Here is a 20081-nt window from a genome sequence, read left to right as displayed (position 1 = left end):
TCACACCTCCTGAGAGTCGGAGCCGGTGGCGATGTTGGCCGGCTCCCGCTCGGCGACCACACGCTTCGTGCGCGGGCTCGGCGGTACCTGTAGATCCAGCGGGGGCAACGGGAAGCTGCCGTACGGCCGGTTGTCGGCCTGTTCCTGCGGGGTCGGCTTCGGGGCCGGCTTGCGACTCGGCCACAGCAGCGTCGCCAGCAGCAGTACGCCCGCGCCGACTGCGGTGGCGAGCAGCCGGTCCCGCGACTGCCAGTCCTCGATGGAGCGCAGCCCGGCCAGGACCAGGATCCAGACCAGGTTGATCGGGAGCAGCACCTTCCAGCCGAAGCGCATGAACTGGTCGTAGCGCAGCCGGGGCAGGGTGCCCCGGAGCCACACGAAGACGAAGACCAGCAGCAGCACCTTGCCGAAGAACCAGAGCATCGGCCACCAACCGGTGTTGGCGTCCGCCCACAGCGTGATCGGCCAGGGGGCCCGCCAGCCACCGAGGAAGAGCGTCGTGGTCACCGCGGACATGGTCACCATGGCGACGTACTCGGAGAGCATGAAGAGCGCGAACTTCAGCGAGCTGTACTCGGTCATGAAGCCGGCGACCAGCTCCGACTCGGCCTCGGGCAGGTCGAACGGCGCCCGGTTGGTCTCGCCGACGGTGGCGATGAAGAAGATGATGAAGCTGGGCAGCAGCAGGATCGCGTACCAGCCGGGGGCGGGGATCTCGACGCCGGCGATGGTGAGCCGGGTGGCGTCCCCCTGGGCGGCGACGATCCCGCTGGTGGACATGGTGCCGGCGGTCATGAACACCGCGACGATGCTCAACCCCATGGCGACCTCGTAGGAGATCATCTGGGCGCTGGAGCGCAGGCCGCCGAGCAGCGGGTACGTCGAGCCGGAGGCCCAGCCGCCGAGCACGATGCCGTAGACGGCCAGCGACGAGCAGGCCAGCAGCACCAGCACCGCCACCGGTACGTCGGTGACCTGCAACGGGGTCCGGTGGCCGAAGATGCTCACCATCGGGCCGAACGGGATCACCGACAGTGCGGTGACCGCGCAGACCACCGAGATGACCGGCGCGAAGAAGTAGACCACCTTGTCGGCGGCCTTCGGGAGGATGTCCTCCTTGAAGGCCATCTTGAGGCCGTCGGCGAGGGTCTGGAGCAGGCCGAACGGGCCGACCTGGTTGGGGCCGGGCCGGACCTGCATGTAGCCGACGACCCGCCGCTCGAACCAGACGCCGAGCAGGGTGGCGAGCAGACCGAAGACGAACGCGAAGACGATCTTGATAAGGACCAGCCACCACGGGTCCCGGCCGAAGTCGGCGAGCGTCGGGTCCTGCGCCAGGAGGAGGGTGTTCACTGTGCACCTCCGGAGATCCGTACCACCGTGCCGGACGCGGTGCCGAGGCTGCGCCGGACGGTCGAACCGGGAGAGTTGGTCGGCAGCCAGACGACGCCGTCGGGCATCTCGGTGATGGCCGCCGGCAGGGTGACCGCACCCCGGTCGGTGCCCACCGTGACCGGGTCGCCGTCGGCAACGCCGAGCGTCTCGGCGGTGCCCTTGCCCAGCCGGACCACCGGCGGGCGGGCGGTGCCGGCGAGGTGCTCGTCGCCGTCGGTGAGGCTGCCCAGGTCGATCAGCTGGTGCCAGGTGGCCAGCACCGCCTCGCCCGCACCCGGTTGGGGCACGGCCCCCGGGGAGACCGAGGGGGTGACCGGCCGGTCGGCCCGGGTCGGCGGCAGTGCGCCCAACTCCCGGCGGATGCCCGACACGTCGCCGGTGCCGAGCCGGACGTCGAGCTGCGCGGCGATCGCGTCCAGCACCCGCGCGTCGGTCATCGCGGCGGTGTGCAACACCGCCTCGAACGTACGCAGCCGACCCTCCCAGTCCAGGAAGCTGCCGGCCTTCTCGGCCACCGGGGCGACCGGCAGGACCACGTCCGCCCGACGGGCCACCGCCGAGTTGCGCAGCTCCAGGCTGACCAGGAACGGCACCGCGTCGAGCGCCTGCTCGGCCAGCCTCGGGTCGGCCAGGTCGGCCGGGTCCACCCCGGCCACCACCAGGGCGCCGAGCTGGCCGTTCGCGGCGGCGGCCAGGATCTGGTCGGTGTCCCGACCGGCCTGGCTGGGGATCACCCCGGCCGGGATGTCCCACGCCTCGCCCAGCTCGGCGCGGGCCGACGGCTCGGTCACCGGACGCCCGCCGGGCAGCAGGTTGGGCAGGCAGCCTGCGTCGACCGCACCCCGGTCACCCGCGCGCCGCGGCACCCAGGCCAACTTCGCACCGGTACGCCGGGCGACGTCCGCGGCGGCGGAGAGGCCACCGGGCACCCCGGCCAGCCGCTCGCCGACGAACAGGATCGCGCCCTCGGCGCTCAACGCCTCGGCCACCGTGTCGTGCTCGGCGAGCACGCTCGCCTCCTCGCCCGGCACCACCCGGGCCAGCTTGGCCCCGAGCTTCTCCAGGCCCCGGGTGGCGAACGGGGCGATCGCGTAGACCGTCAGCTTCTTCTTCAGGTACGCCTTGCGCAGCCGCAGGAAGAGGATCGGGCACTCCTCCTCCGGCTCCAGCCCGACCAGCACCACCGAGGACGCCTTCTCCACGTCGGCGTAGGTCACGTCGGTGACCCCGGCGACGCTGCTGGCCAGGAAGTCGGACTCCTCGCGGGAGACCGGCCGGGCCCGGAAGTCGATGTCGTTGGTGTTCAGGGCGACCCGGGCGAACTTCGCGTACGCGTAGGCGTCCTCGACGGTCAGCCGGCCGCCGGTCAGCACCGCCGTGCCGCGTCCCTCGTCGCGGGCGGCCCGCAGCCCGTCGGCGGCCCGGGTCAGCGCCTCGCTCCAGGACGCCTCCCGCAGCTCGCCGGACTTCTCGTCGCGGACCAACGGGGTGGTGAGCCGGTCGAAGGCGCGGGTGTACTGGAAGCCCCACCGCCCCTTGTCGCAGTTCCACTCCTCGTTGACCTGCGGGTCGTCCCCGGCGAGACGGCGCAGCACCTTGCCCCGCCGCCAGTCGGTGCGCTGGGCGCAGCCGGCCGAGCAGTGCTCGCAGACGCTCGGGCTGGAGACCAGGTCGAACGGGCGGGCCCGGAACCGGTACTGCGCCCCGGTGAGCGCGCCGACCGGGCAGATCTGCACGGTGTTACCGGAGAAGTACGAGTTGAACGGGACGTCGCCGGAGTCGCCCTCCGCGCCGTACGCGTCGTCCCGGTAGATGTTGATCTCCTCGGCGGACGACCGGCCCATCAGGTCGATGAACTTGTCGCCGGCGATCTCCTCGGAGAACCGGGTGCAGCGCTGGCAGAGCACGCAGCGCTCCCGGTCGAGCAGCACCTGGGTGCTGATCTCCATCGGCTTGACGTACTCCCGCTTGTGCTCGTGGAAGCGGGAGTCGGTGCGGCCGGTGGACATCGCCTGGTTCTGGAGCGGGCACTCACCACCCTTGTCACACATCGGGCAGTCCAGCGGGTGGTTGAGCAGCAGCAGCTCCATCACCCCCTCCTGCGCCTTCTTGGCGACCGGGGAGCTGAGCTGGGTGCGGACCACCATGCCCTCGGCGACGGTCTGGGTGCAGGAGGCGACCGGCTTGCGCTGCCCCTCCACCTCCACCAGGCACTGCCGGCAGGCACCGGCCGGGGCCAGCAGCGGGTGGTCGCAGAAGCGGGGGATCTCGGTGCCCAACTGCTCGGCGACCCGGATCAGCAGCGCCCCCTTGGGGGCGGTGACCTCGACGCCGTCGATGGTGAGCGTTACGGTCTCGGCGGCCTTCGCCACGTCAGTCATTAGAGTCGCCTTCCCTTCGCGACTGCGGGACTCGCAAGCTCGTTCCTCGCGCTCATCAGTGGGCTCCAACCAGAGACTTGTCGGAGAGCTTCGGCGCGGTACGCCCCTCGATGTAGTCGAGGTAGTCCTGCTTGAAGTACTGCAGCGACGAGGTCACCGAGCTGGTCGCGCCGTCGCCCAGACCGCAGAACGAGCGGCCGAGGATGTTGTCGCAGGTGTCGAGCAGGGTGTCCAGGTCCTCGTGGGTGCCCTGGCCGGCGAGGATGCGCCGGTAGACCCGGACCATCCAGTAGTTGCCCTCCCGGCACGGGGTGCACTTGCCGCACGACTCGTGGTGGTAGAACTCCAGCCACCGGTAGGTCGCGTAGACCGGGCAGTCCTGGTCGGAGAAGATCTGGGTGGCCGTGGTGCCCAGGATCGAGCCGGCCGCCGCCACCCCCTCGAAGTCCAGCGGCACGTCGAGGTGCTCGGCGGTGAGCAGCGGGGTCGACGACCCCCCCGGCGTCCAGAACCTCAGCTGGTGACCGGGCTGCATCCCGCCGGCCAGCTCGATCAGCTCGCGCAGGGTGACGCCCAGACCGCACTCGAACTGGCCCGGGTTGGCGATCCGGCCGGACAGCGAGTAGATCATCGGCCCGGAGGACTTCTCGGTGCCCATGGACTTCCACCAGTCCGCGCCGCCCAGCACGATGTACGGGACGCTGGCGATGGTGCCGACGTTGTTGACCACCGTCGGGCTGGCGTACAGGCCGTGGGTGGCGGGGAACGGCGGGCGGAGCCGGGGCTGGCCCCGGAACCCCTCCAGCGAGTCCAGCAGCGCCGTCTCCTCGCCGCAGATGTACGCCCCGGCACCGGAGTGCACCACCAGCTCCAGGTCGAACCCGGTGCCGAGGATGTTGCGCCCGAGGTAGCCCTTGGCCTGCGCCTCGGCCACCGCGTTGCGCAGCCGGCGGGCGGCGTGCACCGCCTCGCCCCGGATGTAGATGTAGGCCCGGTTGGCCCGGATCGCGTACGAGGCGATGATGACCCCCTCGACCAGCGAGTGCGGGTCGTGGGTCATCAGCGGCAGGTCCTTGCAGGTGCCCGGCTCGCCCTCGTCGGCGTTGACCACCAGGTAGTGCGGCTTGCCGTCGCCCTGCGGGATGAAGCCCCACTTCAGGCCGGTGGGGAAGCCCGCGCCACCCCGCCCACGCAGCCCGGAGTCCTTGATCAGCTGGATCAGGTCGTCCGGGTGGGCCTTGAGGGCCTTGCGCAGCGCGGCGTAGCCGTCGAGATTCTCGTAGGTGCCGATCCGCCAGGCGTCCGGGGAGATCCAGCGCCGGGTCAGCACCGGGGTCAGCTTGGCCAGGGTCTCCGGCCGGGGAGTGGTCACTTCTGGGCCCCCGTCTCGCTCGCGACGGCGGAGCCCGCGCCGGCAGCGCCCGTTTCCGCCTCGGCTTCCTTGAGGTTGCGCTCCTGCGCACCGGCCTCGTCGCCGGCGGGTTTGCCGTCACCGGCGGGGGTGTTCGCGGCCACCCCGGCCGCCTGCGCCGCCTGCGCGTCGCGGGACGCCGGTGGCGGGCCGTCCGTCGGGACCTTGGTGCCGGGGGCGTCCGGCGCGGCGGTCGCCGCGTCGGGCTGCCGGGTCTCGGCGGTACGCACCTGCGGCGACTTGTCGTCCGGCGCCTTGACGTCCGGCGCGGTGCTGCCGGTGATCTGCTCCGGCTTCGCCGCCGGTGCGGCCGGCGCGGGAGCCTTGGCGGCCTCGGCCTTCGCCTTCGCCTCGGCGGCGGCCCGGTCGGCCTCGGCCTTGCTGCGGATCGGGGTCTTCGGGTCGTAGCCCGGTGCCGAGATGCCGTGCTGCTCGGCCAGCCGCAGGCCACGCAGGGTGGCCGCACCCGGCCCACCGTCGGCGACCGCACCGTCGCGCTCGTCGGCGAACCCGGCGAGCTGCACGGCCATCTCCTTCAGCGTGCACAGCCGGGCACCCCGGGTCGGCATCGGCCGGCCCCCGGCACGCAGCTCGTCCACCACGCCGACCGCGCCCTGCGGGTCGACGCCGTCGAAGAAGTCGTAGTTGACCGTCATCACCGGGCCGTAGTCGCACGCCGCCAGGCACTCGGCGTGCTCCAGGGTGATCTTCCCGTCGGCGGTCGTCTCGTCGTGCCCGACGCCCAGGTGCTCGACCAGGGTGTCGTAGACCTCCTGGCCGCCGAGCACGTTGCACATCGTGTTGGTACAGACGCTCACCAGGTAGTCACCGGTGGGCCGGCGCTTGTACATGGTGTAGAAGGTGGCCACCGCGCCGACCTGGGCCTTGTTCAGGCCCAGCACCTCGGCGCAGAACGTCACCCCGGCCGGGGAGACGTAACCCTCCTCGGACTGCACGAGGTGCAGCAGCGGCAGCAGCGCCGAGCGGGACCGGTCGGCCGGGTACCGGGCGATGATCTCCCGCGCCCGGGCCCGGGTCTCTTCAGTGAAAACACTCATCGGTCACATCCACCCATCACGGGGTCCAGCGAGGCGCCACCGGCGATCACGTCGGCGATCAGGCCGCCCTCGGCCATCGCCGGGAGGGCCTGGAGGTTGACGAAGCTCGGCTCCCGGTAGTGCACCCGGTACGGTCGGGTGCCACCGTCGGAGACCGCGTGCACGCCCAGCTCGCCCCGGGGGGACTCGATGCCGACGTACACCTGGCCCGGCGGGACCCGGAAGCCCTCGGTGACCAGCTTGAAGTGGTGGATCAGCGACTCCATCGACTGACCCATGATCTTGGCGACGTGCTCCAGCGAGTTGCCCATGCCGTCCACGCCGATGGCGAGCTGCGCCGGCCAGGCGATCTTGCGGTCGGCCACCATCACCGGGCCCGGCCGCAACCGGTCCAGCGCCTGCTCGACCAGCTTGAGCGACTCCCGGATCTCGGCGAGCCGGACCAGGTAGCGGCCCCAGACGTCGCCGTCCGGGTGGGTCGGCACGTCGAACTCGTAGCTGTCGTAACCGCAGTACGGCATGGTTTTGCGCAGGTCCCAGCCGAGTCCGGCGGAGCGCAGCACCGGGCCGGTCACGCCGAGCGCGAGGCAGGCGGTCGCGTCGAGCACCGCGACACCCTGGGTGCGCTCGGTCCAGATCGGCTGGCCGGAGAGCAGGTCCTCGTACTCCTTGAGCTTCTTCGGCATCATCGTGAGGAACTCGCGGATCTTGACGATCGCGGCGTCCGGCACGTCCTGCGCCACCCCGCCCGGCCGGACGTAAGCGTGGTTCATCCGCAGGCCGGTGATGGTCTCGAAGATGTCGAGGATGTACTCCCGCTCGCGGAAGCCGTACAGCATGATGGAGATCGCGCCCAGCTCCATGCCGGTGGTGGCCAGCCACACCAGGTGCGAGGAGATCCGGTTCAGCTCCATCATCAGCACGCGGATCGTGGTGGCCCGCTCGGTGATGTCGTCGGTGATGCCGAGCAGCTTCTCCACCGCGAGGCTGTACGCCGTCTCGTTGAAGATCGGAGCGAGGTAGTCCATCCGGGTCACGAAGGTCGAACCCTGCACCCAGTTGCGGTACTCGAGGTTCTTCTCGATGCCGGTGTGCAGGTAGCCGACGACCGAGCGGGCCTCGCGGACCGTCTCACCCTCCAGCTCCAGGATCAGCCGGAGCACACCGTGCGTCGACGGGTGCTGCGGACCCATGTTCACGACGATCCGCTCGTCGTTGATCGGGTCGGTGCCGGAGACGACCTGGTCCCAGTCCCCACCGGTGACGGTGAAGACCCGCCCCTCGGTGGTCTCCCGTTCGGTCGCGTAGTTGGACGTGGTCACTGGTATGACCTCCTACGGTCCGGCGGCGGGATCTCCGCGCCCTTGTACTCGACGGGCACCCCGCCGAGCGGGTAGTCCTTGCGCTGCGGGTGGCCCTCCCAGTCGTCCGGCATCAGGATCCGGGTCAGGTTGGGGTGGCCGTCGAAGATGACCCCGAACATGTCGTACGCCTCGCGCTCCTGCCAGTCGGCCGTCGGGTAGACGGCGGTGACGCTGGGCAGGTGCGGGCTCTCGGCGGACACCGCCGCCTCCAGCCGGACCCGACGCCGGTAGGTCATCGAGGTCAGCAGGTAGACGACGTGCAGCCGGCGCTCGTCGGCACCGAGATAGTCCACACCGGACACCGAGGAGCACAGCTCGAAACGCAGCGCCAGGTCGTCCCGCATCACCTGGCAGACCTCGGCGATCCGCTCCGGACGCACGTGCAGGGTCAGCTCGCCCCGGTCGACGACGACCTTCTCGATCGCTTCGGCGAAGTGCGGGTACGCCTCCTCCAGCGCGTCGCGCACCTCGTCGAAGTAGCCCCCGTACGGCCGGGGGGCCTCCTCGATCGGGGTGCGATGGCGGACCAGGCCGCCGTAGCCGGAGACGTCGCCGGTGCCCTGCATGCCGAACATGCCGCGCCCGGCGGGGCTGGACGGCGGCAGCTCGGCGGGAGCGCCGCTGGTCGCACCGGCCGGGGTGACCGGCACCGGCACCCCGCCGTCGTTCTTCCTGTCGTTCGGCGCGGTCACCGTGCCTGCCCTCCGTTCGCGACTGCGGGGCTCCGCTGCGCTGCACTCCTCGCGCTCACCCTGCCTGCCCTCCGTTCACCACTGCGGGGCTGCGCTGCGCCGCGTTCACTTGGGACCAGCCTGGGTCTGGAGGTGGTTCTGGGCGTTCATCCAGTTCTCGATCCGCAACTGCTCCTCGCGCCCCTCGCGGACCGCCTTCGTCCACTCGGCACGGCGGGCCTTGTCGTTGCGGTACGACGACGGCATCGAGCCGTACGGCACCACGGGCACGTCGCCGCGCTCCAGGCGGGCCGCCTGCATCTTGCGGCCGTTCGGGCCGAGCGGCTCGTACATGATCTTCTCGCGGAGCTTGAGGATCGCGTCGATGAGCATCTCGGGGCGGGGCGGGCAGCCCGGCAGGTACATGTCGACCGGGACGACGTGGTCGACACCCTGCACGATCGCGTAGTTGTTGAACATGCCGCCGCTGCTGGCGCAGACGCCCATGGACAACACCCAGCGGGGCTCGGCCATCTGGTCGTAGATCTGGCGCAGGACCGGGGCCATCTTCTGGCTCACCCGGCCGGCCACGATCATCAGGTCGGCCTGGCGTGGCGAGGCCCGGAAGACCTCCATGCCCCAGCGGCCCATGTCGTAGTGCGGGCCGCCGGCCGCCATCATCTCGATGGCGCAGCAGGCCAGGCCGAAGGTGGCGCCCCAGACGGACGACTTCCGCGACCAGTTGACCAGCTTCTCCACGGAGGTGAGCAGGACGCCGGCGGGGAGTTTCTCCTCGATGCCCATCTGACGTTCCTCCCTCAGTCCCAGTCCAGGCCGCCGCGCCGCCACACATAGGCGTACGCGACGAAGACCGCGACGATGAACAGGACCATCTCCACGAAGCCGAAGATCGGCAGGGCGTCGAAGGAGACCGCCCAGGGGTAGAGGAAGATGATCTCGATGTCGAAGACGATGAAGAGCATCGCCGTCAGGTAGAACTTGATCGGGAACCGGCCGCCGCCCACGGGCTGCGGGCTGGGCTCGATCCCACACTCGTACGCCTCGAGCTTGGCCTTGTTGTAGCGCCGGGGACCGGCGAAGCGGGCGGCGGCCACGGAGAACAGCGAGAACGCCGCGGCGAGGGCGAACAGCCCGATGATCGGTGCGTAAGGCGAGAGCGACATCTTTTCTCCTGCTCGTCCTTCCCCTGCCCCAGGTGCTTGACAAAATTCACACTATTCACGTCCACCGTGACGTCCGTCAGCGGGGGTCGATCTCTTGTCCCGCCCGGGACCGTCGTTGGCCTCGGGCGGGTCGGTCTAGACGGCCGGGGCCGCCTTCGTCATCGCGTTGATGACCCGGTCCATCGCGTCCCCGCCGCGCGGGTCGGTCAGGTTGGCCAGCAGTTTGAGGACGAAGCGCATCAGCATCGGGTGCGGCATGCCGTGTTTGGTCGCCATCCGCATCACCTCGGGCCGGCCGATCAGCTTGACGAAGATCCCGCCGAGCCGGTAGTAGCCGCCGAACCGGGCCTTCAGCTCCTGCGGGTACGCGGTCAACGCCCGCTCCCGCTCCGGGCCGGCCGGCCGGGCCAGCGCCTGCACGATGACTTCGGCGGCCAGCTCGCCGGACTCCATCGCGTACGCGATGCCCTCGCCGTTGAACGGGTTGACCATGCCGCCGGAGTCGCCGACCAGCAGGACCCCCCGGGTGTAGTGCGGCACCCGGTTGAAGCCCATCGGCAGCGCCGCGCCGAGGATCGGGCCGTCGGCGTTCGCCTCGTCGGTCATCCCCCAGTCCGCCGGGGTGTTGGCCAGCCAGTCGGTGAGCAGCCGCCGGTAGTTGGTCTTGCCGAACGCGGAGGAGGAGTTGAGCACGCCGAGGCCGACGTTGACCCGGCCGTCGCCGAGGCCGAAGATCCAGCCGTAGCCGGGCAGCAGCGCGTCGTTGTCCTTGCTGCGCAGCTCCAGCCAGGACTCCAGGTAGTCGTCGTCGTGCTTGGCCGGCGAGCGGTAGTAACGCCGCACGGCCACCCCGATCGGCCGGTCCTCCCGCTTGGCCAGGCCGAGGGCGAGCGGGAACCGGCCGGAGACGCCGTCGGCGGCGACCACCAGCGGGGCGTGGAAGGTGGCCGGCTCCCGGTCGGGGCCGACCTCGGCGGTCACCCCGACCACCCGGTCGTCGGCGTCGAGCACCGGGCCGATGACGTTGACGCCGGTGCGCAGCTCGGCACCGGCGGAGACCGCCCGCTGGGCGAGCAGGTCGTCGAAGTCCAGCCGGGTGCGGACCAGGCCGTAGTTGGGGAAGCTGGCCAGGTCGGGCCAGTCCAGTTCGAGGCGTACCCCGCCGCCGATCACCCGCAGGCCCTTGTTGTGCAGCCAGCCGGCCTCGGGCGAGGTGTCCACGCCCATCCGGATGAGCTGCCGGGTCGCCCGGGGGGTGAGCCCGTCCCCGCACACCTTCTCGCGGGGGAACTCGGTCTTCTCCAGCAGCAGCACGCGTACGCCGTGCCGCGCCAGGTGGTACGCCGTAGCCGATCCGCCGGGACCAGCGCCCACCACGATCACGTCGGCGTCGTTCTCCACCGAAGTCATCTGCGCCTCCTCCCGCACGCTCGTGAAATGCTTCACAAGCCCGATCGGGTTGGAGTCTATGACCGTGGTTACTCCGCTGCCGGGTGAGGGGTACCTAACTTCCTGGAAACATGCGGGTCGGGGTGGGTCCGCCCGTCAGTTCCGGACGCCGTCCAGGCCGGTTTCGGCCCGGATCGCCGCCGGAAGTTGGTCACGCAGCGCTCCGCCCGCCGCCCGGTCGAGCGCGCCGAGCACCTCGGCCACCACCTGGCGAACTTCGACGGGGTCCGCGCCGACCAGCTCCCTGAGCTGGGCGGCAAGCTCGGCGGCGGCGTCGTCGGTGGGGGCCGGTGGGCCGCCGGGTGCTACTCCCGTCATGCACGGGAGCATACGTCGCAAAGTGCACCAAAAGCGGATATCAGGGAAAGTCGCCGTTCACCCACGGTCACCCACGGACGGCCCGGTGCAGGGCCACCACCCCGCCGGTCAGGTTGCGCCACGCCACCCGGCCCCAACCGGCCGCGCCGATCCGCGCCGCCAACGCCGCCTGATCCGGCCAGGCCCGGATCGACTCCGCCAGGTAGACGTACGCGTCGGGGTTGCTGGACACCGTCCGGGCCACCACCGGCAACGACCGCATCAGGTACGACAGATAGACGGTACGGAAGGCCGGCTGCACCGGAGTGCTGAACTCGCAGACCACCAGCCGCCCGCCCGGCCGGGTCACCCGGGCCAGTTCCCGCAGCACCGCATCGGTGTCGTTGACGTTGCGCAGGGCGAAGGAGATCGTCACCGCGTCGAAGGAGGCGTCGGCGAAGGGCAGCCGCAACGCGTCCCCGGCCAGCAGCGGCACCTCCGGCCGGACCCGCCGCCCGGCCTGCAACATCCCCTGCGACAGATCCGCACCCACCGCGTACGCCCCGGAACGGGCCAGCTCCTGGGTCGACACCCCGGTGCCGGCGCCCACGTCCAGCACCCGCTCGCCGGGGAGCAGCCCGAGCGCCGCCCGGGTGGCCCGCCGCCACGACCGGTCCTGCCCGAAGGACAGCACCGTGTTCGTCAGGTCGTAACGGGCGGCCACCCCGTCGAACATCGCGGCGACCTCGTGCGGGGACTTGTCCAGGCCGGCGCGCTGGCCCTGCGGGGTACGACTCACCCCTCCACTCTGCCAGCCCCCGCCCACCCACCCGGCGCTGGGTCGCCACCCGCCCGGCCCGTCACCCCGGGCCGGGGCGACCAGGACGCAGGACGGGCGGGGTGGATGACCACCCCGCCCGCTCCACGTCCCACCGCCCGGTGGCGCGACGACCCGCCGTCGCTCAGCTCCGCGGCTTCTCGTCGCCCGGGGTCACCAGCACGAGCCGACGCCGACGGGCGAGCATCAGCAGCACCCCGCCCGCGAGCAGCACGGCGGCACCGATCCCCCCGATCAGGGTGGCCTGTGCGCCGGTCACCGGCAGACCGCCGTCGCCGCCACCCGTGCCACCACCGGTGGTCGGGCTGGCGCTGGCGCTCGGACTCGGCTGACCGGTCGGGCTGGTGCTCGGGCTCGGGCTCGGCGACGGGCTCGGACCGGTGGTCAGGTCGACGAAGACGTCGAACAGCGAGGTGTTGTCACCGTCGTCGGTCTCGGTGAAGATCTTCCGCTGCGCCTTGCTGGCGACCTGCGGCTCCTCCTCCGGCGTACCCTCGGCCTCGGTCAGCCCACTGGCGAACAGCACGCCCGGGGTGAGCACCTTCTCGGTGACGCCCGCGCCGACCTTCACCCGTACGTCGGCGGTGTAGAACTCGCCCGGCCGCAGCACCGCGCCGGAGTCCTCGCAGTACGCCACCACGCCGCCCAGGTCCTGCATGACGCAGCTCTCCGGCAGGTCGACGAAGCTGGCGCCGTCGGGCAGCGCGATGCCGTAGAAGATGCCGGTGGCCCGGCGGCTGCCGCCGTTGTAGAGCGCCCAGTCCAGCGGAGCGGTGCCGCCGGGCTTGACGCCGGTCAGCCCGCTCTCGCCGGCCTCGTCGCCGTCGACCACCACGTCGGCGTAGACGTCCTGCACCCAGGTGGTCAGGTCGTAGCCGGGCTTGACCACCATGATCTCGTGGTCGACCGAGTCCGAGGTGGTGTTGGACCCGCTCACGGTCACCTTCAGCACGCCCCCCTTGCCGCGCGTGTCGGTGCCGAACAGCGGGATGCCGAACTCCTCGGTGGTGCCGGCGGCGATGTCGTCGGTGGTGCCGCCCAGGTCGGACAGCGAGCAGGTGAAGGCGGTGCCGCTGGCGGCGCAGGCGTCCGGCTTGAGCACCCCGACCTTGTTCGCCTTCAGGCCCGCCGTCTCGACGGTGACCTTCACGTCCTTGGCGTCGACCGAACCCCGGAAGTTCTGGACGGAGAACTTCAACGGCTTGGCCTTGGCCTCCTTGACGCCCAGGGCCAGCTGGGAGCTGAGCGGAACGAGGTCGAGCTGCGCCTGGTCGGCGGCGGTGGCCGGGGCGGCGACGGTGGCCAGGCCACCCACGGCGAGCAGGGCCACGGCGCCGACACGGGCCAGGGCCGAGCGGTGGAACAGAGTCATCGATCCCCCGGGGGGCTAGGGACTGCTGGGAAAGGTGTGGCTGATGTGGCGAACCGAGCGGACGTTATCCGAGATCGACGCCGGTGCGCCAGCCGTGACGTGCGATTTTGTCCCAGACGGGGCCGAACGGAGGAGGAGCGGGGGCGGGACGGTCACCCGTCCCGCCCCCGTTTTATATGAACGGCCCTCCCGGGCCGATGGAGGACGTACGACGCTCGTACGGGCTTCCCGACGGGGAAACCAAGGTACGTCGGGCGCACGTTAGCGGGCGCTGTCGGGCCGCGCCAACCCCCGCGCCGGAGTGCCGCGTGGCAGGCATCCGCCCAACGCGCCGCGTCCTGCCGGAATTGCTGCGTCTTGTGGTGGCTGGTCCCCTGCCACCTCGCCCGAACGGCGACCACGAATATCCCCCGGGTCGACCACCCGAACCCGATCAGCCAGTCACCCGGAAAGCCCGATCAGTGACCCTGCGTGACGATCGGGGTCAGCGGGCCTCGACGAGCGGCAGGGAACGGCCGGCCCCGCCACCGGGCATGGCGATCGAGGAGAAGTGCGAGACCACCCGGTCGTCGGTCGGATCGTCGGCGGGGGTGTGGTGCACCGCCAGCCGCCGGTAGAGGGTGTCCCGCTGGGCCGGGATCCGGTCGGCCGAGCGGATCATGCCGATCAGCTCGTGCAGGTTGGACCGGTGCCGGGCGCCCGCCGAGGAGATGACGTTCTCCTCCAGCATGATCGAGCCGAGGTCGTCGACCCCCATGTGCAGGGCGAGCTGGCCGACGTCCTTGCCGGTGGTCAGCCAGGACGCCTGCAGGTGCGGCACGGTCTCGAAGAAGAGCCGGGCCACCGCCACCAGGCGCAGGTATTCCAGGGTGGTGGCCTGGGTGCGGCCCTTGAGGTGGTTGTTCTCCGGCTGGTAGGTCCACGGGATGAACGCCCGGAACCCCCGGGTGCGGTCCTGCACGTCGCGGATCATCCGCAGGTGCTCGATCCGCTCGGCGTTGGTCTCGCCGGTGCCCATCATCATCGTCGCGGTGGACTCCAGGCCCTGCCGGTGGGCCAGCTCCATGACCTCCAGCCAGCGCGCGCCGGACTCCTTCAGCGGGGCGATCGCCTTGCGCGGCCGGTCCGGCAGCATCTCGGCACCGGCGCCGGCGATCGAGTCCAGCCCGGCGGCCTTGATCCGGGCGATGGCCTCGTCCAGGCTCACCTGGGAGACCTTGGCCATGTGCAGGATCTCGCTCGGCCCGATCGAGTGGATCGCGAGCTGCGGGTACGCCTTCTTGACCGAGGAGAACAGCTCCTCGTAGTACTCCACCCCGTAGTCCGGGTGGTGGCCGCCCTGGAGCATGACCTGGGTGGCGCCCAGCTCGACCGCCTCGCCGCAGCGGCGCAGGATCTCCTCGGTCGGGTGGGTCCACCCCTCGGCGTGCTTGGGGGCCCGGTAGAAGGCGCAGAACTTGCACGCCGTCACGCAGACGTTGGTGTAGTTGATGTTGCGGTCGATCAGGTAGGTGACGATGTTGTCCGGGTAGCGCCGCCGGCGTACCGCGTCCGCCGCTTCGCCCAACGCGTGGAAGGGCGCCTCGGTGTAGAGCAGCAGCGCCTCCTCGGGCGTGATCCGCCCGCCGTCCGCGCCACGTTGCAGGATGTCGTCGATCTCCCGGTTCGCCGTCACATCCCGAGCGTACGCCGGGCAGCCCTCCGGTTCCGCACAGCACCGGCGACGGGTGACCAGCACCCCACGGCACCCGGTACGCGCCGGGAGGCCCACCCACCTCGCCCGGCGCTGGCCGTCGGGCCCGTCCGGGTGACCCGCCCGTGGCTCCGCACGCCTTCAGGCGGCGAGATGACTTCTCAGCGCCATCAACCTGCCACGCATCTCCTCGGTGTCGAAGGTGCGCCGACCCACCCGCGCCGGCACTGTCTCGGTGGTGTCCACCAGGACCGACGACCAGTCACGCGACAGCCGTCCCTGGAGCATGAGGGTGACGGTGGTGGTCGACGCCGCCTCCACCCGGTGCAGCAGGTCGTACGGCATCGAGTAGGACGAGCCCGGTGTGAGTTGGACTGCCAGGGTCTCCCGTACGGACACCATGTCCACGAGGTCGAAACGCCAGGCGGACTCGCCATCCCGGCTCGACTCCCGGTAGCGGGTGAGGACCGCTCCGCTCCTGGCCGGGTGGTAGTAGCGGCAGTCGAGTCGACCGGCGACCACCACCGAGGAAAAGTCGAAGCGGTGATCGTGGACATGCTCGCGCATCCTGGGCCGCCCAGGCCACCAGACGTGCATGCGCAACTGGCCGAATTCACCGAAGGTAGCCAGAATGAACTTGTCGAAGCCGAGAGCATGCGGATGCGAACGAGCGGCCACCGCGTCCGCGCGGGAGTCGTCGTCCAGCAACTCGGTGAGCAGGGCACTCAACCGTTCCGGCCGGCCCAGCCCTCGCAGGATGCTGATGGCGGGCCCGGACGGCTGCCCCGCACTGCCGGCGAGTGCCGCCATGATCTGCCGCTCAACAGCCGACATCGAGTTTGTGTCCAGCACGAGCGACGACATGTCACCACCTCGACACGAGATCCACCACACATAGTTCGTGATCCGAGAAATTGCTCACCAGCTTTGGCTCGGCACCTCGCGACAGGTCGGCCGAGAAGAGAATGTCGTCGATCGCCATCCCGTTGTGCGTCGCCATCTCGCCGAACGCCCGCACCATCGGGCTCGCCATCGAGCCCAGCACCAGGTCGCGATCCTCCGTGTTGAAGTCACCACAGATGACGACCTGCCCGCTGACGGACCGGGGCAGGGCTGCCGACACCGACTTCCATATTCCGGAGAACGCCGGCTCGCGAGCGTCCCGACCGAACCGGTGGAAGGGGAATGAATGCAGCGAGGCGACGGTCACCTCGGTAAACCCGAAATCGAGCGTGCAGGACACCATTCCCTTGTCGTGCAGCGCCATGACGGTGCGGCCCCTGGTGGCGGAGAGCTGCGGGTTGGGCAGCACGACTCCACCGATCCGGCTGACCGGGTAGCGGCTGGCGATGGCGACACCCGCCCGCTTGCCCTGCTCGAACGACGACTCGGAGAGCGGCAGGGTGGCCGCATACTGCAACGCCGTTCTGGTGAGCAGCGCCGACAGGACCTCCGACTCGCCCTCGGTCGTGAAGTCCACCTCCTGCAGGGCAAGCACGTCGATGTCGAACTCGTCGACGAGATCGACCATCTCGGCCAGCGCCTCCGGCCGACGGGTCACGTCGTCACTGGCGGCGGGCAATCCCTCCCGGACGTTCCAGGTCGCGACCCGGATCCGATCGGTCAAGGTGGCCAGGGCAGATTCAGCATCGAGTAGTCCCGTACGACCAGCACCCCCTGATAGGTCATCCACGTGGGCTCCTTTCGCTCCTCTTTCCACTTCCACACCCCATTCTCTTGAAGGTCGAGCACTGCCCTGACCGCCTGCTGCAGGTGCGGCAGGCGCCGCTCATCGACCGCGCGACACATGAGCGCCCGCGCCACCCAGGCCGGCGTGAAGTGGCCGACGATGATGGTGTCCATCGCGTCGCCCGCACTGGTCAACCGCCGTAGCTGCTCGTCAGTGACGTCGTAGTGGGAGTTTCGGATCAGCCATTCGATGCCCGCGTCCACACACTCGTCGAGCTTCTCCCGTCGGTCACCGCGAACCGCCTGAGCCGCCTTGCGGAGAGCCACCACGGCTCTCGCGGTGTGCGGTACGGATGGCGCACTCCCGTGGTTCACCGTCATGCCCCAGGCCATGCAGGCCGGCTCCCCCTCCGCCTGCTGCCGGACGGCGCCCTCCACCAGGTGGGTCGTCAACTCATCGAGCTTGGCCGAGGCGGGCGCAACCTCGGCGAGCGCCGAGATCGCCGAGCTGAGAACCGTCACGCGCTGCCAGCCGACACCGTCGACCTCCGGCGTCATCATGCGTTCGAGTTGTCCCACCAACTCGGAGCGGATGGCGGGATCCAGGCCGGTTCGTACGAGTGCGGTGAGCACCCATGCCGTGACTTCCGGTCGGGCGACGTCCTGTTGGGAGCGGGCGACCCAACCCCCTGCCGGCCGTTGCAGCGCCACCACGTTGTCCACCAACCGCCGGCGGTCGAGCCGCGCCTCCCTGAGGTCCAGTGCGAGGGCGATACGAAGGCCGTACGACGTCCCGATGGCGCTCGGCGGGACCTGCTCCCCCATGAACTGCGACCACCCGAAGACCTCACCCCGGGTCCCGCTGGCGGTACGCAGATCGGCCATCAGCCGGCTCCGGGTGCCCTCCATGATCTGCCGTGCGGAGACGAACGACCTCGGCCGCGGTTCCCGGGCCCCGGGCAGCATCGTGCCGGCAGCCAACGAGGGGCCCACGAATCTCTGTAGCCCCGGTCGCTGGACGAGCCATTTGAGGGCGATCCCCATACAGAGGGCGGCCAGCACGGCAAAGGCATAACGTACCCAGTCCTGGCTGAACCACTGATTGGGCAGGTGATCGACCAGAAGGCTGTACGTCGCGAAGATGAGCGCGAAGGGACCCAGATCGGCTATCCGCCGTCCGAGGCTCCGCAGCCGGCCACGAGTCGGGCCTGCGGTCTCACGCTGAGGTTCAAGCGCCGACAACGGCTCGTTGCCACGGGCCGTCTTCTCACTCAGCGTCACGCGCTCTCCGATCACATCGCCCAGAGTGTGCGCCTTGGGACACAGCGTTTGATTGCCGGAGAACCCTAGCGAGACGCGTCAATGAAAAACATCGTGCGAGGGTACGGGGCAGGAATGACCGAACGGGCATGGTTCTTCACCACTGTTGACATGTGTACGCCGATCTGATTTTCGCCGCCGGAGACCGGACACGCCGGCTCTACCGTCCCGGCCCGTTACGCCGGCAGACCATTCTCGATCAGCGGCAATGGGCGTGACGGCCGTCTCTCAGTCGTACACCCCGGCTGCCACATCCATGGCCCGGCCGACCCACCAGACGCATGGGTTGTCTCCAAACCGACACCCGGGTGGCTCCGTCAATCCCAGGATCCGAGCCCGGTCACCACTGCGTTGGGCGGCGGGACAGACCGCCCACCGGGACCCGACACCGACCTGCCCACCGTCACCCGTCGTAGTCGACCGTCAGCGCGTCGGTCACCGGGCTGGCCTGGCAGGTCGGCACGTAGCCGGCGGCCACCTGCCCACCACCCCGTCGAGGATGACCACCAACCGGGTGCACAGAAGTCGAAGAACGCGAACGATTCGTCACCACACCTCAACCGCCCATACCCGGCGTCAGAACCCGGAACGCACCGGCGGATGAGCGACGAACGCGGCCCACGACCGGCGCTCGAAAGCCAGCACCGGCCCCGCCGGATCCTTCGAATCGCGTACGCCCACCACCCGAGCCACCTCGACACAGTTGGCGTTGGAACCGCTGCGGGTCGACTTACGCCAGGATGCCTCCGACAACTCTGCGATCACCATCTGCGGCTCACTCCCGCTCGTGCTCCACTGCGACCCGGGCTATCAACTTCATCGACTCGGCTTGGCTCAACGCCGACCCCGCCAGGGTATCCGCCTCCCGACGGAACACGTCCACCTGATCGGGTTTCTCGAGGAAGATGCTGGAGATCTTGTGCTCCAGGTGCACCACCGGCGGGAGCCGGTCGAAGTCGAACAGGACGAACGCTCCGTCCAACCCGGAGTGTCCGGCACACGCCAGCGGCAGCACCCGAAGCGTCACGTTGGGCCGATCCATCATCTCGATCAGATGGTGGAGTTGCCGGACCATCAGCCGACGACCGCCGAGTGGCCGACGTAGCACCATCTCGTCGATGACCAGATTCAGCTCCGGCGGCTCGTCCCGGGCCAGGATCGCCTGCCGGCCCAGCCGGGCCGCGACCCGCGCCTGGGCGTCCGCCGGGGCCACCCCGCACGCCTTCATCAGGGCGCTGGTGTACTCCGGCAACTGGGGCAGGCCCGGCACCAGCAACGGCTGCCAGCCCACTATCCGGGTCGCCTCGGCCTCGAACCGGATGAAGGTACGCGACCACGGGGTCAGGCCGGCCGAGTGCGTCTCCCACCAGCCCGGCTCCCGGCCGCGCCTGGCCATGTCGAGCAACCGTTTGCGTTCCTCGCCCACGACACCGTAGATGGCCAGCAGCGCGGCGATCTCTTCCAGCCGGATGCCCTGCTGGCCGGTCTCGATCCGGGAGAGCTTCGACGGCTGCCAGCCGAGTTGGGTCGCCACCCCCGAGCCGGTCAGGCGTCTGGCCCGCCGCACCTGCCGCAACTCGCCACCCAACCCACGGCCCACCACGGTCGGCGCGCTCTGCTTCGCCACCAGGGAGCCGCCCAGCGAGGCCGAGCGGGAGGCCGCCCGCTACACGGTGGTGCTGGTGTCACCCGACGCGGCGCAGGCCCTCGGCGACGACCGGGGCGAGGTCGGGCTGCAACTGTTCCGTGACGAGGACTGGGACGGCAATCCGCCGCACCTGGACGAGGCGGTCAAGCTGATCGAGGAAGCCTGTGGCGAGCGGGTCGCCCTCACCGAGCACCACTCCGACCTCACCTACTGGACCGCCCACCTCCGCGCCGACTCACAGGTCGACGAGGTGGCGAAAACGGCGGGAATCGGTCGATCCCGGGTGAGTCGCTAACGTCATCAGCTCGACA

The 20081-nt window shown here is 70.3% G+C and carries 19 protein-coding genes; 1 reads left to right on the top strand and 18 read right to left on the bottom strand.

The annotated features are described in order from the left end of the window. From nuoH to AB0C22_RS02205, 18 genes are all read right to left on the bottom strand, one after another. A complete protein-coding gene (nuoH, locus tag AB0C22_RS02290; protein WP_219465892.1) occupies nt 1-1353 on the bottom strand; it encodes an NADH-quinone oxidoreductase subunit NuoH in 1353 nt (450 codons plus the stop codon). Next, nucleotides 1350-3776: an NADH-quinone oxidoreductase subunit G gene (locus AB0C22_RS02285; RefSeq protein WP_357533005.1), complete on the bottom strand. Its 2427-nt coding sequence runs from the start codon at nt 3774-3776 to the stop codon at nt 1350-1352. Before AB0C22_RS02285 ends, nuoH begins: the two co-directional genes overlap by 4 nt. A gap of 55 nt (nt 3777-3831) precedes the next feature. Beyond that, entirely contained in the window at nt 3832-5148 is a 1317-nt protein-coding gene (nuoF, locus tag AB0C22_RS02280; protein WP_357533003.1) for an NADH-quinone oxidoreductase subunit NuoF, read from the bottom strand. Next, on the bottom strand, nt 5145-6245 hold the full coding sequence (gene nuoE, locus AB0C22_RS02275; RefSeq protein WP_357533001.1) for an NADH-quinone oxidoreductase subunit NuoE: 1101 nt from the start codon (nt 6243-6245) through the stop codon (nt 5145-5147). The genes nuoF and nuoE overlap by 4 nt, the downstream gene beginning before the upstream one ends. Beyond that, nucleotides 6242-7567 carry an NADH-quinone oxidoreductase subunit D gene (locus AB0C22_RS02270; protein ID WP_208565514.1) on the bottom strand — a complete coding sequence of 442 codons (1326 nt, stop codon included), beginning with the start codon at nt 7565-7567 and terminating at the stop codon, nt 6242-6244. Before AB0C22_RS02270 ends, nuoE begins: the two co-directional genes overlap by 4 nt. Further along, on the bottom strand, nt 7564-8301 hold the full coding sequence (locus tag AB0C22_RS02265; RefSeq protein ID WP_357532999.1) for an NADH-quinone oxidoreductase subunit C: 738 nt from the start codon (nt 8299-8301) through the stop codon (nt 7564-7566). The genes AB0C22_RS02270 and AB0C22_RS02265 overlap by 4 nt, the downstream gene beginning before the upstream one ends. 105 nt (nt 8302-8406) lie before the next feature. Next, nucleotides 8407-9084: an NADH-quinone oxidoreductase subunit B gene (locus tag AB0C22_RS02260; protein ID WP_067300532.1), complete on the bottom strand. Its 678-nt coding sequence runs from the start codon at nt 9082-9084 to the stop codon at nt 8407-8409. 14 nt (nt 9085-9098) lie between these two features. After that, complete coding sequence (locus AB0C22_RS02255; RefSeq protein ID WP_067300536.1) at nt 9099-9464, bottom strand: NADH-quinone oxidoreductase subunit A; 366 nt, start codon at nt 9462-9464, stop codon at nt 9099-9101. 135 nt (nt 9465-9599) lie between these two features. Then, nucleotides 9600-10874 (bottom strand): geranylgeranyl reductase family protein, encoded by a 1275-nt coding sequence (locus AB0C22_RS02250; protein WP_208565512.1) that lies wholly within the window; start codon nt 10872-10874, stop codon nt 9600-9602. Between the two features lie 135 nt (nt 10875-11009). Continuing rightward, complete coding sequence (locus AB0C22_RS02245) at nt 11010-11231, bottom strand: hypothetical protein (protein ID WP_357532997.1); 222 nt, start codon at nt 11229-11231, stop codon at nt 11010-11012. A gap of 67 nt (nt 11232-11298) precedes the next feature. Further along, entirely contained in the window at nt 11299-12009 is a 711-nt protein-coding gene (locus AB0C22_RS02240; protein ID WP_357532995.1) for a demethylmenaquinone methyltransferase, read from the bottom strand. Between the two features lie 163 nt (nt 12010-12172). After that, complete coding sequence (locus AB0C22_RS02235; protein WP_357532993.1) at nt 12173-13420, bottom strand: cell wall anchor protein; 1248 nt, start codon at nt 13418-13420, stop codon at nt 12173-12175. 484 nt (nt 13421-13904) lie between these two features. After that, on the bottom strand, nt 13905-15095 hold the full coding sequence (mqnC, locus tag AB0C22_RS02230; RefSeq protein WP_208565508.1) for a cyclic dehypoxanthinyl futalosine synthase: 1191 nt from the start codon (nt 15093-15095) through the stop codon (nt 13905-13907). Between the two features lie 159 nt (nt 15096-15254). Continuing rightward, nucleotides 15255-15977: a hypothetical protein gene (locus tag AB0C22_RS02225; protein WP_357532991.1), complete on the bottom strand. Its 723-nt coding sequence runs from the start codon at nt 15975-15977 to the stop codon at nt 15255-15257. 1 nt (nt 15978) lies between these two features. After that, nucleotides 15979-16740, bottom strand: a complete 762-nt coding sequence (locus tag AB0C22_RS02220; RefSeq protein WP_357021680.1) for an endonuclease/exonuclease/phosphatase family protein — start codon at nt 16738-16740, stop codon at nt 15979-15981. Further along, nucleotides 16737-18083, bottom strand: a complete 1347-nt coding sequence (locus tag AB0C22_RS02215) for a hypothetical protein (protein WP_219465858.1) — start codon at nt 18081-18083, stop codon at nt 16737-16739. Before AB0C22_RS02215 ends, AB0C22_RS02220 begins: the two co-directional genes overlap by 4 nt. A 615-nt stretch (nt 18084-18698) precedes the next feature. Next, complete coding sequence (locus tag AB0C22_RS02210) at nt 18699-18884, bottom strand: DUF397 domain-containing protein (protein ID WP_357533347.1); 186 nt, start codon at nt 18882-18884, stop codon at nt 18699-18701. 13 nt (nt 18885-18897) lie between these two features. Then, nucleotides 18898-19749 carry a helix-turn-helix transcriptional regulator gene (locus AB0C22_RS02205; protein ID WP_357532989.1) on the bottom strand — a complete coding sequence of 284 codons (852 nt, stop codon included), beginning with the start codon at nt 19747-19749 and terminating at the stop codon, nt 18898-18900. A 55-nt stretch (nt 19750-19804) separates the two neighbouring features. On the opposite strand from AB0C22_RS02205, the gene AB0C22_RS02200 reads away from it, so the two are divergent. After that, a complete protein-coding gene (locus tag AB0C22_RS02200) occupies nt 19805-20065 on the top strand; it encodes a hypothetical protein (RefSeq protein WP_219465851.1) in 261 nt (86 codons plus the stop codon). Nucleotides 20066-20081 lie beyond the last annotated feature (16 nt).

The sequence above is a fragment of the Micromonospora sp. NPDC048894 genome, from assembly GCF_040649765.1.
GTDB lineage: Bacteria > Actinomycetota > Actinomycetes > Mycobacteriales > Micromonosporaceae > Micromonospora > Micromonospora antibiotica.
This window is presented reverse-complemented; position numbering and strand designations above follow the sequence as displayed.

Excerpts from the sequence above, each read along its gene's own strand:
- AB0C22_RS02255 (WP_067300536.1), bottom strand. The coding sequence starts at position 9,464 with ATGTCGCTCTCGCCTTACGCACCGATCATCGGGCTGTTCGCCCTCGCC.
- AB0C22_RS02225 (WP_357532991.1), bottom strand. The coding sequence starts at position 15,977 with ATGTCGTCGCTCGTGCTGGACACAAACTCGATGTCGGCTGTTGAGCGG.
- AB0C22_RS02245 (WP_357532997.1), bottom strand. The coding sequence starts at position 11,231 with ATGACGGGAGTAGCACCCGGCGGCCCACCGGCCCCCACCGACGACGCC.
- AB0C22_RS02250 (WP_208565512.1), bottom strand. The coding sequence starts at position 10,874 with ATGACTTCGGTGGAGAACGACGCCGACGTGATCGTGGTGGGCGCTGGT.
- AB0C22_RS02260 (WP_067300532.1), bottom strand. The coding sequence starts at position 9,084 with ATGGGCATCGAGGAGAAACTCCCCGCCGGCGTCCTGCTCACCTCCGTG.
- AB0C22_RS02235 (WP_357532993.1), bottom strand. The coding sequence starts at position 13,420 with ATGACTCTGTTCCACCGCTCGGCCCTGGCCCGTGTCGGCGCCGTGGCC.
- nuoE (WP_357533001.1), bottom strand. The coding sequence starts at position 6,245 with ATGAGTGTTTTCACTGAAGAGACCCGGGCCCGGGCGCGGGAGATCATC.
- AB0C22_RS02285 (WP_357533005.1), bottom strand. The coding sequence starts at position 3,776 with ATGACTGACGTGGCGAAGGCCGCCGAGACCGTAACGCTCACCATCGAC.